The sequence below is a fragment of the Pseudomonas sp. PB3P13 genome (assembly GCF_054897735.1).
Genome location: NZ_CM142702.1, coordinates 3470549 through 3487351, shown reverse-complemented (window position 1 = coordinate 3487351; position 16803 = coordinate 3470549). Strand labels below are relative to the sequence as shown.

Below are 16803 nucleotides of genomic sequence, written 5' to 3'. Positions count from 1 at the left end.
CTCAGAAACTGCGCGGCAGTTCGAGCAAGTGCTCGGCGACGTAGGAAAGAATCAGGTTGGTGGAGATCGGTGCCACCTGATACAGCCGGGTCTCGCGGAATTTGCGTTCCACGTCGTATTCGCAGGCGAAACCGAAGCCGCCGTGGGTTTGCAGGCAAGCGTTGGCGGCTTCCCACGACGCTTTGGCGGCGAGGTATTTGGCCATGTTGGCGCTGGCCCCGGCGTTCTTGCCGTTGTCGTATTCCTCGCAGGCGCGCCAGCGCATCAGGTCGGCGGCTTCGATCTCGATATGTGCTTCGGCAATCGGGAATTGCACGCCCTGGTTTTGCCCGATCGGGCGGCCGAACACCACGCGATCACGGGCATAAGCGCTGGCTTTCTCGATGAACCAGCGCCCGTCGCCGATGCATTCGGCGGCGATCAGCGTGCGTTCGGCATTAAGGCCGTCGAGGATGTATTTGAAGCCCTTGCCTTCCTCGCCGATCAGGCTGTCAGCCGGCAGTTCGAGGTTGTCGAAGAACAGCTCGTTGGTTTCGTGATTGACCATGTTGGCGATCGGTTGAACGGTCAGGCCTTTGCCGATGGCTTCGCGCAGGTCGACCAGAAAAATCGACATGCCTTCGGATTTTTTCTTCACCTCGGCCAGCGGCGTGGTGCGTGCCAGCAATATCATCAGGTCGGAATGCTGCACCCGCGAGATCCACACTTTCTGGCCGTTGATCACGTACTTGTCGCCCTGCTTGAGGGCCGTGGTCTTGATTTTGGTGGTGTCGGTGCCGGTGGAAGGCTCGGTCACGGCCATCGATTGCAGGCGCAATTCGCCGCTGGCGAGCTTGGGCAAGTAGAGACTTTTCTGCGCCTCGCTGCCGTGCCGCAGCAGCGTGAACATGTTGTACATCTGGCCGTGCACGGTGCCGGAATTGCCGCCGCACGCGTTCACTTCTTCAAGAATCACCGAGGCTTCGGCCAGCCCCAGACCCGAGCCACCGTACTCGGCGGGGATCATCGCCGACAACCAGCCGGCATCGGTCAGGGCCTTGACGAAGGCTTCCGGGAAACCTTTCTGTTCGTCGATCTGGCGCCAGTACGCTGCACCGAATTCAGCGCAGAGGGCGCGCACGCCGTCGCGGATGGCATTGAGGTCTTCGTCGTCATACGGATTCATGGCTGGGCTCTCTGGATCAATCAGCGGCGCACGGCCCGGCAGAGGGCGGGGCGTACACGGAAAAGCTTTCAGTCGAAAACGACCTCGGCGGTCTGGGCAACACCGGCTGCATTGCCGGCCCACAACTGCGCTGCGCCGGCTTCGACGATGCGCCCGCGCACTTGAAACGGGGTGGGCAGGGTCAACGGCCGAACGCCGCGATACGCGAAGTGCCGCACGCGTTTGTCGGGGTTGGCGCGGATGAACGCACGCAGGTTGAACGTGGCGATCATCGGCCCGTGCACCACCAGGTTCGCGTAGCCTTCGGTCGCGGTGACGTAGGGGTAGTCGTAGTGAATGCGATGGCCGTTGAAGGTCACGGCGGAGTAGCGAAACAGCAGGGTCGGCGTGGGCGAAATGGTTTCGCTCCAGTCGCCTGCGTCCGGCGTCTGGCCGCTGTCGAGTTTGGGAGGATTGGGTTCGCGATAGACAATGTCCTGTTCTTCACGCACGCACAGCTGGCCGTCCTGCCGATAGTCATGACGCACCGTGACAAACAGCAGCGAACCGCTGCGGCCGTGCTTTTCTTCCACGCGCAGGAGGGTCGATGAACGGTGTGCTTCGGCGCCGACAGTGAGCGGCTCGATGAACTCGACCCGGCCTCCGGCCCACATGCGATTGCGGTTGTCGGCGGGCGGCAGAAATCCACCGCGCGCCGGATGGCCATCGCCGCCCAGCTGGGCTTCAAACATCGGCTCCTGGAAAAAACACCATTGCCACAGTGCTGGCAGCGCCTCACCATCGGCCGGTGCCACTTCGCCGAATGTCGCCGCGATACGCTTGATCAGGTTACGGCTGAGCACGTCATGGGCCTCCTCCGTGCGGCCGATCCAGGCACTGAAATCCATGGGTGAACTTGAACCGTTCATATCGGGGGCAGCCTCTGCGCTTGTTCTTGTGCGCCGATCATGCGAGCCCCTTGGCATTCTGAGAATTTGCATTTGCGTATACCGGCGTTCATGTATGCTGAACGCGTCTTGTATTGCCGGACACGACCATGCATTTCGACCTGGCTGACCTGCGTCTTTTCATTCATATCGGTGAGTCGCCGAGCCTGACCCAGGGCGCGCGCCGGGCCTTTTTGTCTCCCGCCGCCGCCAGTGCGCGCATCAAGGCGCTGGAAGGCCAGCTCGACACCCGACTGCTGTACCGCGACAGCCGCGGCGTCGAGCTGACGCCAGCGGGGCATAAACTGCTCAAGCACGCACGGCTGATCATGACGCAGGTGGACTACCTGAAAGCCGAATTCACCCACTTCGGCACCGATTCCTCCGGCCACATCCGCATCTTTGCCAACACCACGGCCGTCACCGAATTCCTGCCGGAAGTACTCGCCGGTTTCCTCGCCAAGCGCCCCGGCGTGACCGTCGACCTGCAGGAGCGTTTATCGCGCGATATCGTCCGTGGCGTGCTCGATGGCAGCACCGACATGGGCATCATTGCCGGGCCGGTCGAGGCCGCCGGGTTGCAAGTCATCCACTTCAGCACCGACCGCCTGGTGCTGATCGTGCCGGTGGGGCATGAGTTGGCGAAGCAGAAAACAATCACCTTGAAACAGACCCTGGCGTTTCAGCACATCGGTCTGCATGAAGGCAGCACCTTGCTGAGTTTTTTGCGTGACCACGTCGAACGGATGGGCCAGAACCTGTCGCTGAGAATCCAGGTGTCCAGCTTCGAAGCGATCTGCCGCATGGTGGAGGCGGGCGTCGGCATCGGCGTGATCCCCGAATCCGCAGCGTTGCGTCACAGTCGCACCATGCACCTGGTGACGATCCGGCTCGAAGAGCCATGGGCCGTGCGCGAGCGCAGCATTCTCGTGCGCGAGCTGGATGCGCTGCCGGGGACAGTAAGGGCATTGATTGCGACGTTGATGCCGCAAGCGCCATTGAGCGAAGAGTAGGACGGCTACAGGCCCAGCCTCTGTCGGATTTGCGCCTCGCTTAATACGCCACTGGCGGGGCCTCCCGGCAAGCCTTCGTTCGCCCGTGTCAATGGCAACAGCACCGGCACGAAACCGGCGTCGCGCACCAGTCGGGCACCCGTTTCACGGGCTTTAGCGTCGTCAGCGAACGTCGCAATCGCTTTGCCGGTGCCCGACTGGCTCTTCATGGATGCGGCACCGATGGCGTTGAAGGCGCGCACCAGATGCACGCCGGGCAGGTAATGCTGATCGGCGAGCGCGACACCCTGATCCAGCGCTTTTTGCCCGACGTCCCCATCGCGGCCGCTGAATGGATTGCTGGTGCTGAACACGACCTTGCCATCCAGCTTGCCTTTCAACTGTTCGGACAGTACCGGCATCGCGCCGTAGGGAACGCTCAACACAATCACGTCGCCCCACGCGGCCGCATCGCTGACCGAGCCTGCCCGGGCTTTCGGCCCGGCGGCGTCGACCAGCGGCTGCAATTGCTCGGGGTGGCGTGAAGAGAACATCACCTCGTGACCCGCCTTCACCCAAAGAGTGCCCAGTGTGCCGCCGACTTTTCCGGCGCCGATCACACTGATTTTCAGGGTGTCGGCCACCACTTGCCCCGTGCACGCGATCAGCACGGCAACTATGAAGAAGCGGATTCTGCTCATGCGCTTTCACTCCCGGCTGCACACAGGGTGTTCTGCTATTTGAACGCCTGGCGCAACTCTTTGATGACTTCAGCGACCGAGGGTCCCTGGACAGCGGGTGGCTCAGGGCTCTCGCCAAATTCGCGCCAGACGAACAGCGTCATCTCCGCGCCGTCGGTCAACGACGGGGCATTTCCCTTCGACGCGAACGTGTTCAAAAGCCTGTACCGCGAATCGTTCCAGAATAGCTCTTCCACCCAGTGATACACCGGGATGAAGTGAAAATGAATGGCATGGCCGGGATCGTGGCCGAAGCGGCTGATGTAGAGCCATTTCGGCTTGAGCCGCAGCTGGAGGGTTTTCTGCACGGTTGCCAGCAGGCCGCCCAACTCGCTCAGCGCGTCGGCAGGAAGATCACCGAGTGAATTGACGTCAGCCCTTGCCCCAAGCACAAGGTAGCCGGGGAGGGCGGATGACAGGTGATGATTGACGATCCAGTGAGCGGTCTCATGGACGATGAAGTTTGCTGATATTCCCATTCCCAGGTGCCTTTGATTGAACGGCCATATGGAGAATATGCCATCGAGGCGTGGGTCAGAAGCGAGTGCTGCGGGGCGGCTGAAAAAATTGAGAACGGGGGATTTCCGACAGAGGTGTAGGACGTCTCCGAATCGCGGAAACCGGGTATCAGTCCTCTGAAAGCTCATCTAAAGTTTGTTCGTCGCCGAAAAAACGGTGATCGACCTTAGCCGGTCGTAACAGATGATGCACAAGCGCCGGTATAATCGTGGCGCTTTTGGCTGCCTGGCATGTATGTGTTTATGGTGGCTGTGCGTGGGACACCCTCGGGTGTGCCGGTTTCATCTGCCGGTCGGCTAACCCGCGTACGGCTACCACCCTTATTCGTTTAGCCGCGGACGGGTGGGAGCTTCACCCATCAGATGAGATTCAACCATGTCCAAATACCATCCGCTCCAAGGCAATTTCAGCGTCGGGCCGACTCTTTACATCGACACCGACGCCCGCGCTTCTGATCTTCTCGAGACCGCCGTCCACCGATTCAAAGCCGCGCGCAATCTGCTTAACAGCGTTGCCTGCCTGTGTGTGAAAGACGCTGATGGACACGATCTGGAACATTTCGCCAACGCTGCACACATATTGATTCAGGATGGCTGTGATGCCTTGGACGTCCTGAGTTGGACGCTGGAAAAATCCCCACGCTGAAAAATGGGGAAGGCGCAACATTCAGATCGTGTGGAAACATGGCATTCCGTGTAGTGCTTGCGGAAGGCGGGGCAGGGAGATTACCCATTGACTTGCCCCCCGTCCCCCGGCTAATTTCCAGACATGACTTCCACTTCATTGCGCTGCCAGCCAAGCATTATTACCGCCATTCCTTATTTGGCGGGCTAGCTCACGACTGCAGCACCCAACCCGCCCTGGAGGCGGGTTTTGTTTTTCTGTCTCGGGGCTCTGATCAATGTCAGGAGACCTTCATGTTCAGTACGCCCGCCCAACAAACCTTGCTCGAGTGTTACGTTAAAAAAATCCTCGCTGCGCCGGTCTACGAACTCGCCATATGCACACCGCTGCAACCGGCACCGGCGTTGTCCCTCGCCTTGGACAATCAAATCCTGCTCAAGCGCGAGGATCTGCAGCCGACCTTTTCCTTCAAGATCCGTGGTGCTTACAACAAGCTGGTGAATTTCACTGCTGCGCAAAAGAAGCGCGGCGTGATCACCGCGTCAGCCGGCAACCATGCTCAAGGCGTAGCGCTGGCGGCACGGGAACTAGGCATCGACGCCACCATTGTCATGCCCGCTAACACACCGGAGTTGAAAGTGCTGGGCGTACGCAGTCGCGGCGCCGAGGCGCTGTTGCACGGGGACAGTTTTCCGTTTGCCTTGGCCCATGCGCTGAAGCTTGCCGAACAAACCGGCAAGACCTTCGTTTCTCCCTTCGACGACCAGCACGTCATTGCCGGGCAGGGCACTGTCGCCATGGAAATCCTGCGTCAGCACCAAGGACCGTTAGACGCAATCTTCGTCCCGGTTGGCGGCGGTGGTTTGATTGCCGGCATTGCCGCGTATGTCAAATACCTGCGGCCAGAGGTGCGCATCATTGGCGTTGAGTCGGAACACTCCGCCTGCTTGTACGCGGCTTTACAGGCCGATGAGCGGGTCGTCCTGCCACGCGTGGGCACCTTCGCCGATGGCGTAGCGGTCGCACAGATCGGTGCTCATGGTTTTGAAGTTTGTCGGTTCTGCGTCGATGATGTGATCACTGTCAGCGACGATGAAATCTGCATCGCAATGAAGAATATCTACGACGACACCCGCTCTATCACCGAACCTTCCGGAGCCTTGGCTGTGGCCGGAATCAAGAAATACGTAGCGCAAACGGGTGTCCGGCATCAGACCCTGATCGCCATCGACTCCGGTGCCAATATCAATTTCGATACCTTACGGCTCGTGGCCGAGCGCGCGGCATTGAGTGAGGCGTTGGCTTAATGGCACTGCTGATGGGAGACAGGTTCATGGATATCGGGAATGGGATACATGCTCAGTCCCTTTTAACGATTTCAATAGGTGGGCGGCACGGTAGAGGCAGCAATGTCCCACGTCAGCATTATCTGGGTGATGGCCGCATCAATAACCCCATGCTGCGTGTTATCCCGAGCAAGGATGGAAATACCCTGCAAGAAACTGTCGAACACCGTAGCCATCGCGGGCGCGTAAATATTGCCCGGCGACTGACCGGCACTGACACCCCGCTCAAGTCTCGGCGAACGAAAACGCCTCCAGCTACTCCAACTAGCGCAGGGCGCTGGCAGGGGCACCTGTTGCCTCTCACTATCCTGAGACGTTGCTATCATTCATGCCATTCCCAATGGGGAAGTCATACAGCGCTTCGTGCTGATGTGAGCGCTTCTTCGAAGAGCGATGGTCCCAGCGAGCACCCAAAAGTCTTTGAGTGATACATGACAATGAACACTCCTACTGAACTGGCGCCGAATGAATCTCTGCGGATGAACATCGTTCGCAGATATGCCATCCTTGATACCCCTCCGGATGGTGCATTTGACCGTGTGACCGCCATAGCAGCGCGTCTCCTCGGAACTCCGATAGCAATCGTGAGTATCGTCGATACCGATCGAATCTGGTTCAAGTCCCATCATGGGGTCGACGTACAACAAATTCCCCGCAATCCAGGGCTCTGTGCCTCCGCGATCTTGCAGAACGGGCCTTGGCTGGTAACGGACGCCAGGCATGATCCTCGAACGCTTTCCAATCCCCTCGTCGCAGGCGAATTTGGGCTTCAGTTTTACCTCGGTGTGCCGCTGCATACGCACGATGGCTTCAATCTGGGTACCTTATGTGTGTTGGACAAGCAGCCGCGCACGGTCACCCAAGAACAGATAGACACATTGACGGATCTTGCAAGCGTTGTAATGGATCAGCTTGAGCTACGCCTTTCCGCCATGCGATCCATAGGCGAGAAGGAAGCTGCGCTGAATCATTCCCACTTGATGGCCGAGGAAATCGACCATCGAGTCATGAATAGCCTCCATTTGATTGTGTCGATGCTGAGCATTCAAAGTGCGCAGTTGGGCAGTTCTCAAGCGGCTAAAGAGATTTCCAGAGCGGCAGCTAAAGTATTTGCCGTAGCAAACGTGCATCAACATATTAACGTCGGCAAGGCGGCTACGACGCTCGACAGTGCTGACTATCTGGTTCAACTGTGTGCTGGCTTATCGACAATGTTGGGTTGTGGGGATCAGGTGTCGATTTCGGTCGACGCCGTCCCGCTCGCTTTGGCCAGCGAACAACTCAGTCGACTCGGTCTTATTGTTAACGAATTGGTGACCAATGCTTTGAAATACGGAGCTTCGAAGGTCGATGTACGATTAGCACCTTGTCAGCACCAATACTGCTTAACCGTAAGTGACAACGGCAGCGGACTTCCAGCGGATTTTGATGTTGATAAAATGTCCGGGCTGGGCATGAAAGTGATTACTTCGCTTGTAGGAAACCTGGGTGGTTCGCTGAGTCATGAGCGCAATTCAGACTTGGGCGGCACCGCGTTTCAGATAATTTTTTCGCCGATGATGAGTTCGCGTCATCCTGCTGACCTGGTTCATATTTCACACTTTTGAGTGTTCGCCCAGCGTTCGCAAATCCTTCCGTTACTGGGATCAAACCTGTTCTTTCGGCCCTACCCACATCTTGGCAACTGAAGCATGGCGTGGCGGGTCCCCATGTAAGCCAAGGCGTCAGCGATATCTTCCGGCTCCAGTGTTTGTATCTCGCTGGACGCGTGTTTGTCTGTAGGTGGGCAGTCGTTTCGTTGGTTGTACGCACTTCTATTGATCCTTGACGAGACGCAAACAGCATCGTCCTGCAGCTCGGGCGGCGCAATTGCACTGAGTAGGCTATGGTTCAAACGGGCGCGTGCCCTAACGTCCGTGAAAGGCTTATAAAAAAGGATAGGTTATGCACTCATCCGCTATTTCTCGTCCGGCTGCGCAGGGTCGGTCGCTGCTTCTCTCGCTGAGTCTGCTCGTTGCGGGTATCACCTCGGGCGCATGGGCTGACGATTATCCCCACGCCCAGGAACCGATTGGCACGGTGGAGCAGATCTATGACGGCGCCATGCTCCCCGATCTGGCGGTCAGTACCTACCGCAACATCGACCGGCTGTTTCCTACCCACAGGATCAAAGCCGGCGATCACCCGTATGCGCTGCCGAAATCGGACAAACAGTTACCCAACGTTCGCTTCACTGTCGGGGACAAAAAGTACGACCTGTATGACTTCGTCGCACTGGACAGCATTACGGCGATGCTCGTGCTCAAGGACGGCAAGATCGTGTTCGAGACCTACCAGCGTGGCAACACCGAGAAAACCCGGTGGATGTCGATGTCGATCGCCAAGTCCATCACCTCCACGCTGGCGGGTGCAGCGATCAAAGACGGCCTGATCAAGGGCCTCGATGCGCAAGTGGTGGATTACGTTCCCGAGCTCAAAGGCAGCGCCTACGAAGGCGTCACCGTGCGCAACGTGCTGATGATGTCTTCTGGCGTGAAGTGGAACGAGACCTACACCGATCCGGGGTCTGATCGTCGCGCGCTCCTCAACGCGCAGATATCGCAGAAACCGCGTTCGGCCGTGGCGTTGCTGGCAAGTTTGCCGCGAGCGGCCGAACCCGGCACGACCAACAACTACAGCACTGGCGAAACGCAGGTACTCGGCGAGATCGTTCGTGGCGCTGTGAAGATGCCGCTGGCCGATTATCTATCGCAGAAGATCTGGCAGCCGTTCGGTATGGAGAGTGATGCCCGGTGGTGGCTCGATTCTCCTGACGGCGTGGAAATCGGTGGCAGCGGTATCAGCGCCACGCTGCGCGATTATGGACGCTTCGGACTGTTTTTCATGAACGGCGGCAAGATCAATGGCGCGTCGATTCTACCCGAGGGCTGGGTCAAGGAGGCGACGCTGCCGACCACCCTCAAAGGCGGCAAGTCCCTGGACTACGGCTACATGTGGTGGACGGCATGGACCGAGCCGTCGGTGAAAGACGGCGCCTATTCGGCGGTCGGTATCCAGGGCCAGAACATCTACGTCAACCCCGCCAATAACGTGGTGATCGTCACCTTCGGTGCCCAGCCCAAGCCGGTTGATAAAGAGCCGATCGACCCGATGGTATTCTTCGATGCCGTGGTGGCTGCGTTGAAGTAGTTACGCGACAGTTAGAGCGACATCTCACTCGTAGGGTAGAGAACTTTGATCGGTTGAGGGTCGCGATGACTGATGGCCGTTCGCCGGTTACTCGTTATGGGTGGCTGAGCAGGATTGGCCATAATGAGGCTTTATCGCGGAGCCTGTTGGGGCCCCGCTCAGCGGGAAGACAGGTGTGGGAGGCGATTTGAGCGGACGGAAGTCTAATCCGATGTGGGTCAAAAGGAGCTGAGTTTGGTAAAGGCTATCAAGGTGCTGTCAGTCCAGAGTATGGGGTGTGCTAATACGTCACCTACGTATCCAACCCAGGATTCCTTCGGATGCAACTGGCTAACTGGTGAGTCGATAGTCAATTTCACGATTACAGAAGAGGATAAATACGCAGTACAGCTCGGCTATCTTTTTGAAGCTAAAAATCCATCGAGTGGCAAGCAGATCTGGAAAACATCCGCGGCGTTGCCCGCTCCCCAATCCAATCAGAATTGTCGCAGGGAGCACCGGCTCAGCTGACCCGCAGACCTTACAACTCACCTTGCAGCAGTTGTTGCGATGATTGCCCCTCCCGCTGGAACCCGTATCTGGATCGCCGCTGGCGTCACCGACATGCGCCGTGGCTTCGACGGATTGGCAGCATTGGTACAAACACAGCTGGAAGCCGATCCCCAAGTCGCATTGCTCCGGTTGTGGTGGGACGCTTCGTCAGTTGGGGGAGGATGTGTCTGAGGTGCTGGTGTATGTCCCGGCACGTTTCCAGGTGATTCGCCATGTTCGTCCCAGGCTCGTTTGCCGCTGCTGCCGGCAAAACAAAAACGGCACGCCTGTGGACGTATGATTCGAAATGACCGACCCGCCGGCTACACGCTGTCGAAAATCGGCATTAGGCGGTGCGATTTTCTATGCCCTCAACCGGTGGCAGGCCTTGGTGTGCTACTGCGATGACGGACGGATCGAAATCGACAACAACGCTGCCGAACGCGCGCTGCGCGCCGTCGCTTTGGGTCGCAAAAATTATCTGTTCGTGGGTTCCGATGCCGGTGGAGAGCGAGCCGCTGCAATTTACAGCCTGGTAGGCTCGGCCAAACTGAACGACCTGAACCCGCAAGCCTATTTGACCCATGTGCTGGAGCGAATCGCCGACCATCCCGTCAATCGGGTGGACGAACTACTACCCTGGAACGTTTCTCTTAACCCTTTCGAACGCTGCGAGGCTGCTTGATCAATGCCAAAAACATCTCATCTGTCCGTGGTTGAAACCGACCGTGTGCTGATACTGCACATGGAATTTAAATGGATAAAGCCTTCGATCTGGCGCCGGGTGGCAGTGCCTGAAAGCATCACCTTGAGCAAGTTGCATCGGGTGATCCAAGTCGTTTTCGGCTGGAGCGATACGCACCTGCACGAGTTTGAAATTGATGGTGAAAGTTATGGCGTGCCGGACCCGGAATGGGGCCCGCCAGTGATTTCGGAGCAGCGCAAAAAGCTGATGAGCGTGTTGTACGGGAAGAAGACGTTTCGCTATGTCTATGACTTCGGCGACAACTGGGAACTGCGAATTAAAGTCGAGAAAACGTTGCCCGCGATTATTTTCCCGCAAGTGCCGTGTTGCATCGAAGGAGCCAATGCTCGCCCGCCGGAGGACATCGGTGGCGCCCCAGGGTACGAAGATTTTCTGGCGGCGTTGGCGGATCCGAATCACCCTGAGCATGAAGCAATGTCAGAGCGGTATGGGGATGATGGGTTTAATCCGACGGCATTGACTGCGAGTGGATCAACCAATGGTTGAAGCAGGCGAAGGTCTGATCAGCAAGAGGGGGGTGGGCGTACGCTTACCCTGAGCTGACAATGGAGGGCATTGCAACGATTACTCTAAAAAGCTGGGTGCGATCAAAAATAGATTTTTGAATTTACCGTTCAGGACACTAGAACAGTCTAGAGTTCGATATGCACCCTAAAGCGCTTCCGGCTATGTGTGACTACCATAATTCCGAGGGAACGAAACTATGATCAAAAAAAACTTATTGCTGCTTACCGCCATGACATTGGGTCTGGCCGCTTGTGGCAGTCATTTACCTGAACACAAGGAAGTCGCTAGTAATCAACCTCCGGCCGGGGAAGCGCGACAGATCGCTGAAGACGCATATGTTTACGGCTATTCGTTGCTCACCACCGAAATCACTCGCGTGCAGATGAGCAATGTCGCCAAGGTTGAAGGTCTGCAAGCGCCAATGGGACAGTTCGTCAATGTTAAGCGTTATCCTCCAGCAGAATTTCGTGCCATCTCTGCACCTAATGCTGACACGCTCTACTCGGTGGCCTGGCTCGACCTCAATGAACCTCAAGTTTTCAGCCATCCGGATATGGGCACACGTCTTTACCTGTTCCCCTTTAGCGATCTGTGGATGACCGACTTTGATACCCCAGGCACTCGTACCTCTGGTGGGAAAGCGGCCAATTACCTAGTCACCGGACCCGGCTGGCAAGGCACGGCCCCTGCTGGTATGACTCAAATCAAAGCTTCAACCCGCTACGTGGTCGTTTTGGGGCGTACCTACGCCGACGGTAGTGAGAAGGATTATCAGGCCGTCAATGCCTTACAGGAACAATACAAAATCACTCCCCTGTCTGCATGGGGCAAGCCCTACACCTACCAGGCGCCGGCCGTGGATCCCAACCCCGGTTTCAGCATGACCGACGCACCGCAAAAGGTGATCCTCGGCATGGACACCGCCAGCTACTTCAACAAAATGGCCACCTTGATGTGCAAGGACGCGCCCCCGGCGGCGCAGGATGCGCCTTTGCTGGCACGCATGGCGACTATCGGCCTGGAGCCGTGCAAGCCCTTCGATGAAAGCAAACTGGACCCGGCCGTACAAAACGCTATCAAGAGCCTGCCAGAAGATGCTTTAAAACTAATCGCCCTTCACAAGGAAAAGATGGGCAAGGAGGTCAACGGCTGGATCATTTCCAAGGGGCTCGGTGTCTACAACACGGATTATCTGAAGCGCGCCACAGTGGCGGCTTACGGCTGGCCCGCCAATTTGCAGGAGGACGCGGTCTACCCATATGCCGAGGTTGATAGTGAGGGGCAAAAGCTCAACGGTACGAAAAAGTACACAGTGACATTCTCTAAGCGCCAAACCCCGCCAGTGAAAGGTTTCTGGTCGATCACCATGTATGAGATCGACAAGGGATGGTGGTTCACCCCCAATGCCTTGAACAAATTCACCGTCAGCCCACGCAACAACCTTAAATACAATTCGGACGGTTCGCTGACGTTGTACTTCCAGCACGAATCTCCTGGTCAGGCCAAACAAGCCAATTGGCTACCGGCGCCGAAGGGAGACTTCGTGCTAATGATGCGCATGTACTGGCCGCAGCCCACCACTCCGTCGGTGCTGAATGACACCTGGACACCGCCGAAAGTCGTCAAGGTTCAATAGGGTGGAGCGGAAAGGGGTATTCGGGAGTTCTGTTGTTGAAGGGGTGCGGTAGGGGCGACAGTCACCTGCCGCACCCCGCACAGATCCGTATGTGCGGAACATACCGCATACGGCTCCTGCCTCGAGTATACGACGCGAAGCGATCCTCGGGGTGAGGACGTGCATTTCTGGGTCTTGATATATAGAGGTCAGCAAGGCGTCCGTAACGTAACCATTGAAGCTTATTATGCTGGCTACGACGTTTCAGGACTCGCCGTCATAGACGGCAGACTGCCATTCGAAAACCGCCAATGCTTTGGCCTTGTTGTGGCCGCTGTTGCTGCAAGCGGCCGAACCCTTACCCTCTTGGCATAGGGCGCTTCCCGATACGCCGTGGCTGAATTCGTCCATGCATTGTCGACAAACCGATCAGCCGCAATCAGCAAAAAAGGATCCGAGGACGAAAAAGGGAGTCGCGGAGAACCCATTCTCATAACAGGCGACGCAGAGAATCACTCCCACGTTTTTTATTTCGGAATGATATAAGAGTCTCTTGCTGCATGTACTAGCCTTGCTAAGCGTTGGGCCAGCTGGGATGTATTGAAGGAACATAAATAATTTTCGAAGCTCACTGCTCTCACTTACTACCCTCTGATGCACAGATAGACGCCAAACTTCCCAAGATAACCCTGGCCATCTCAAGAGGGAGTCTTCTGAGTGGCGGCGGCCGATATCTCAGGCTTGGAGGTTTTAACGACAGCGACTTGCGCATTCCATCAGCACATTAAGAGTAGCGACTTTCAATTATCCACAAGGAAGAGGAAACGCATGATGCCACTTTCTGGAACTATCCAAAGTGCGCCAGCTAACTCCCGCGGGTTTGACACCGACACGGTGATTTCTTCCGCTACGGCACAGCAATTCGCGGCGCAAGGCTACACATTCTGCATCCGATATCTATCCTTGGGATCTGGCCAGGATCCAGGGGATCTGTCATCAATCGAGGCCAGTGAAATCCTGGCATCAGGACTCGCCCTGATGGTCGTCCAGCACGTCGATAATCCTGGGTGGTCACCGTCTCAGAATGCCGGACAGACCAACGGAAATAACGCGGCGGCGAACGCCGACACTGTCGGCCTGTCTCCGGGCTTGAACGTGTGGTGCGACCTTGAGGGTGTGGCGACCAGTGCAACCGCACAGGATGTTATTGACTACTGCTCGGCTTGGTACAACTCGGTGTCGGCGGCAGGTTATGTGCCGGGACTGTATGTAGGCGCTAACGCCGTGTTGAACGGACAACAGCTCTACGATTTGCCTTTCGAACACTACTGGCAGTCCTGCAGCGAGGTACCGGCAGTTGCCGTACGGGGGTATCAGATGGTTCAAACTTTTGTGCAGAACTCCGTGAATGGCGTCGGTATCGATGATGACACGACACAAACGGATCAGTTGGGGGGACAGGCATTGTGGTGGACGCAAAGCCACGCAACTTGACAACTTGGCAGCATTGATGAAATTAGCTCAACTTGGACGCTGAACCATCCATCATCACAGTGGCGTCCACAATTAGATACACCGTTCCATTAAGGAGAACGTTATGAGCACCTCTGTGGAGAATTATTTGGGAGTATTTGGCCCACCTACGGACATGAAAGGACTGTGCATTTGGACCGGTGAGAAACTAGGGAATGCGGTCGGGCAGCTCATTTGGAAACCCGTCTGGCAGGCATTCACGACCAATCAAATCATGAATAACCCGCCAACAGTCGCGGTCTGCGGCGACACGATGTATGCGTTTTATCCGAGCACATCGAATCAAACTAATTATCTGTTTTATAACACTTGCAATACAGGGACTTTGGAGTGGTCAGATCAAGAGATTCTGAAGTTCTCTGACCCCGATGTTCCCGGCGGACTGGCCTCAATCCCAACAGCAACTGGTGTCGGAGCGGCAGCCTTCAATGGGCAAGTTTATGTATTCTGGCAGGGAGTAAATAATGTAGGTTCGGGCAGCGCCAATGGAACATTATTCTATCGCACCATGAATGACGCCACCTACCATCAGATCAATTCGGGACAAAGTGTCGAGGGAAATAATCCAGGTGTAGTGATGTCTAATTGCCCGTCGGCCGTTGTATTTAATAATCTGTTGTACGTTTTCTACCGCGGACCTTCGGGCGATTCCGATTGCTCTCCTTGGTATTCGTTTTCAAGCGATGGCAATACATGGTCTGCAAGTACAAAAGTGCCCAATGTCGGGATGGTCAGCTCCCCTTCGACCGTTGTTTTCACCAATCCTTCCAGTGGAGCAGATCAATTGTACATTTTCCATCAGGGAGAAGGAGGAGGTAGTGGCGACCATGACCTCTTTTATGTGGTTATGGATACAACGGGAATTTGCTCCGGTGACACACAGGTGCCAAACGTAAGCATGTCTGCGACCCCGTCAGCCGGAATCTATAACGGCCAGCTCTATGTGTTCTACCAGGGTAGCAATACATCCACATTCTGGTATGTCTACTCCTCAGACGGAAGCACCTGGAGTGAACCGTGCCAAGTCGCCGATCTCAAAGTCTCTTACGCGCCGAGCATCGTGGAGTTCAACTCCGTGCTCTACTGCATGATGCAGGGACCTGGGGACGACAAATCCTTATGGCTTTCCACCTTCACTCCGGGATCTTCCAACACTTCGGTCATTCCCATGACTTCCTTGCCGAGCAACGCGAATTCCACGGCGGGATGTCCCTCGCTGGTGGTATCCGGCGGCAATCTATGTTGTTTCAGCGAAAGTTCGACTTCTAGCGGTGCTCTTTTATCTACCATACTTACTGAGAGTGGCTGGAGCGCGCAGTCCCAAGTGCTTGGGGCCGGAACGATGACATCGTCACCGTCTGCGGTGGTTTTTGGTCCGTATACCTATTTCTTCTTTCGGGGCAACAACAATACCCTGCAATCTTTCATTTGGGGAGAGTGGGACAGCCCGATACAGGTGCCTTATGCCACCACGGCGGCTACACCGTCGGCAGTCGTGTTCAACGAGCAACTGTACGTTTTTTATGAGACCCCTGCGGGTCAAATGCCCTGCAATCTGGCTTACAGCATTTCTAACGCTCCCGGTGGTCAAACCAGCAGTTGGTCAAGCAGCTATCTGGTGCCGCTCAATACAGTTTGGGATTGTCAATACAACGGCGTAGGGCCTGCCGCGATCGTGTTCAATGGGGATTTGTACGTATTTTATTTGGGGACTTATGAGAATGATCCCGACGACAAAGACTACTATTTGTGCTATTACCGGCTCACTACCTCTGGCGCGTGGAGTAGTCCGTACAATGTTCCCACAGTTAGCTGGTCTAGCGCTAATGCAGGCAATTTTAAGCCGTGCCCACCGGTTTCCCCATTCGCTTATAACAACGAGCTCGGCGTTGTATATCAAGACGGAAGTGGAAATCTTTATTTCATCTCCACTGCAAACGGCACCAGTTGGTCGGAACCAGTAGAACTCAGTTCCCCAGTGCCACAGGCTACGCCTCCTGCAGCCGGTACGATAATAGACTGGGCAATCAATCTTGGATTTACCATTGCTTCATAACGGAGGCGGATGCGAAGACCTCTTCGACGTCTGGGCCAGAAAGCAAAAAAACGATTTCAGGCCAAATAATTGCTAATGCTAAAACAGGGCGTCAATTGCAGCCATTTTTTTCCGTACTTCTTCGTCATTAAGATTGTGGACTACAACTTATATTGGGTTGATCGAGCGAATTGGTCCCACTCAGGATAGTTCGAGTTTTCCCATGGCTGCTCGTTCGACTGGAGAGTGTGTTCGGCAGTGCTGCTAAATCCATGGGCCGGTGGCAACCCGTTACGCTAATTCGAAGCGCATATT

The 16803-nt window shown here is 56.1% G+C and carries 14 protein-coding genes and 3 pseudogenes; 12 read left to right on the top strand and 5 right to left on the bottom strand.

Translation table 11 applies throughout. The features are described 5' to 3' along the window. Nucleotide 1: 1 nt before the first annotated feature. On the bottom strand, nucleotides 2–1165 hold the full coding sequence (locus tag ACYZT1_RS16120; RefSeq protein WP_462015695.1) for an acyl-CoA dehydrogenase family protein: 1164 nt from the start codon (nucleotides 1163–1165) through the stop codon (nucleotides 2–4). Between the two features lie 68 nt (nucleotides 1166–1233). After that, nucleotides 1234–2073: an HTD2 family dehydratase gene (locus ACYZT1_RS16115; protein ID WP_462015694.1), complete on the bottom strand. Its 840-nt coding sequence runs from the start codon at nucleotides 2071–2073 to the stop codon at nucleotides 1234–1236. Nucleotides 2074–2201: 128 nt separating this feature from the next. Here ACYZT1_RS16115 and ACYZT1_RS16110 point away from each other — a divergent pair, with 128 nt between their 5' ends. Continuing rightward, entirely contained in the window at nucleotides 2202–3104 is a 903-nt protein-coding gene (locus ACYZT1_RS16110) for a LysR family transcriptional regulator (protein ID WP_462015693.1), read from the top strand. 5 nt (nucleotides 3105–3109) lie between these two features. On the opposite strand, the gene ACYZT1_RS16105 is transcribed toward ACYZT1_RS16110, so the two are convergent. Both ACYZT1_RS16105 and ACYZT1_RS16100 read right to left on the bottom strand, forming a co-directional pair. After that, entirely contained in the window at nucleotides 3110–3784 is a 675-nt protein-coding gene (locus tag ACYZT1_RS16105) for an NADPH-dependent F420 reductase (RefSeq protein WP_462015692.1), read from the bottom strand. Between the two features lie 35 nt (nucleotides 3785–3819). Further along, nucleotides 3820–4302, bottom strand: a complete 483-nt coding sequence (locus tag ACYZT1_RS16100) for an HIT family protein (RefSeq protein ID WP_462015691.1) — start codon at nucleotides 4300–4302, stop codon at nucleotides 3820–3822. Nucleotides 4303–4717: 415 nt separating this feature from the next. Here ACYZT1_RS16100 and ACYZT1_RS16095 point away from each other — a divergent pair, with 415 nt between their 5' ends. Next, entirely contained in the window at nucleotides 4718–4987 is a 270-nt protein-coding gene (locus tag ACYZT1_RS16095; RefSeq protein WP_462015690.1) for a hypothetical protein, read from the top strand. A gap of 272 nt (nucleotides 4988–5259) precedes the next feature. After that, a complete protein-coding gene (gene ilvA, locus ACYZT1_RS16090) occupies nucleotides 5260–6273 on the top strand; it encodes a threonine ammonia-lyase, biosynthetic (protein ID WP_462015689.1) in 1014 nt (337 codons plus the stop codon). 71 nt (nucleotides 6274–6344) lie between these two features. On the opposite strand, the pseudogene ACYZT1_RS16085 reads toward ilvA, so the two are convergent. Next, nucleotides 6345–6542 (bottom strand): annotated as a pseudogene (locus ACYZT1_RS16085) (TetR/AcrR family transcriptional regulator); the annotation flags it as partial. Nucleotides 6543–6749: 207 nt separating this feature from the next. Between ACYZT1_RS16085 and ACYZT1_RS16080 the strand changes: the two are divergent. From ACYZT1_RS16080 to ACYZT1_RS16040, 9 genes and pseudogenes are all read left to right on the top strand, one after another. Then, a complete protein-coding gene (locus ACYZT1_RS16080) occupies nucleotides 6750–7919 on the top strand; it encodes a sensor histidine kinase (RefSeq protein ID WP_462015688.1) in 1170 nt (389 codons plus the stop codon). A 337-nt stretch (nucleotides 7920–8256) separates the two neighbouring features. Further along, on the top strand, nucleotides 8257–9501 hold the full coding sequence (locus ACYZT1_RS16075; protein ID WP_462015687.1) for a serine hydrolase domain-containing protein: 1245 nt from the start codon (nucleotides 8257–8259) through the stop codon (nucleotides 9499–9501). 549 nt (nucleotides 9502–10050) lie between these two features. After that, complete coding sequence (gene tnpB / locus ACYZT1_RS16070; RefSeq protein WP_462015686.1) at nucleotides 10051–10224, top strand: IS66 family insertion sequence element accessory protein TnpB; 174 nt, start codon at nucleotides 10051–10053, stop codon at nucleotides 10222–10224. After that, entirely contained in the window at nucleotides 10160–10333 is a 174-nt protein-coding gene (locus ACYZT1_RS16065; RefSeq protein ID WP_462019264.1) for an IS66 family transposase zinc-finger binding domain-containing protein, read from the top strand. The genes tnpB and ACYZT1_RS16065 overlap by 65 nt, the downstream gene beginning before the upstream one ends. A 36-nt stretch (nucleotides 10334–10369) precedes the next feature. Further along, nucleotides 10370–10717 (top strand): annotated as a pseudogene (locus tag ACYZT1_RS16060) (IS66 family transposase); the annotation flags it as partial. 3 nt (nucleotides 10718–10720) lie between these two features. Continuing rightward, nucleotides 10721–11301: pseudogene (locus ACYZT1_RS16055) on the top strand (plasmid pRiA4b ORF-3 family protein). A gap of 200 nt (nucleotides 11302–11501) precedes the next feature. Then, the gene (locus tag ACYZT1_RS16050; protein WP_462015685.1) at nucleotides 11502–12941 is read left to right on the top strand and encodes a DUF1254 domain-containing protein; all 1440 of its coding nucleotides are present in this window, start codon (nucleotides 11502–11504) and stop codon (nucleotides 12939–12941) included. A gap of 807 nt (nucleotides 12942–13748) precedes the next feature. Further along, nucleotides 13749–14414: a glycoside hydrolase domain-containing protein gene (locus tag ACYZT1_RS16045; RefSeq protein WP_462015684.1), complete on the top strand. Its 666-nt coding sequence runs from the start codon at nucleotides 13749–13751 to the stop codon at nucleotides 14412–14414. 103 nt (nucleotides 14415–14517) lie between these two features. Continuing rightward, nucleotides 14518–16509 (top strand): hypothetical protein, encoded by a 1992-nt coding sequence (locus ACYZT1_RS16040; RefSeq protein ID WP_462015683.1) that lies wholly within the window; start codon nucleotides 14518–14520, stop codon nucleotides 16507–16509. Nucleotides 16510–16803: the final 294 nt, after the last annotated feature.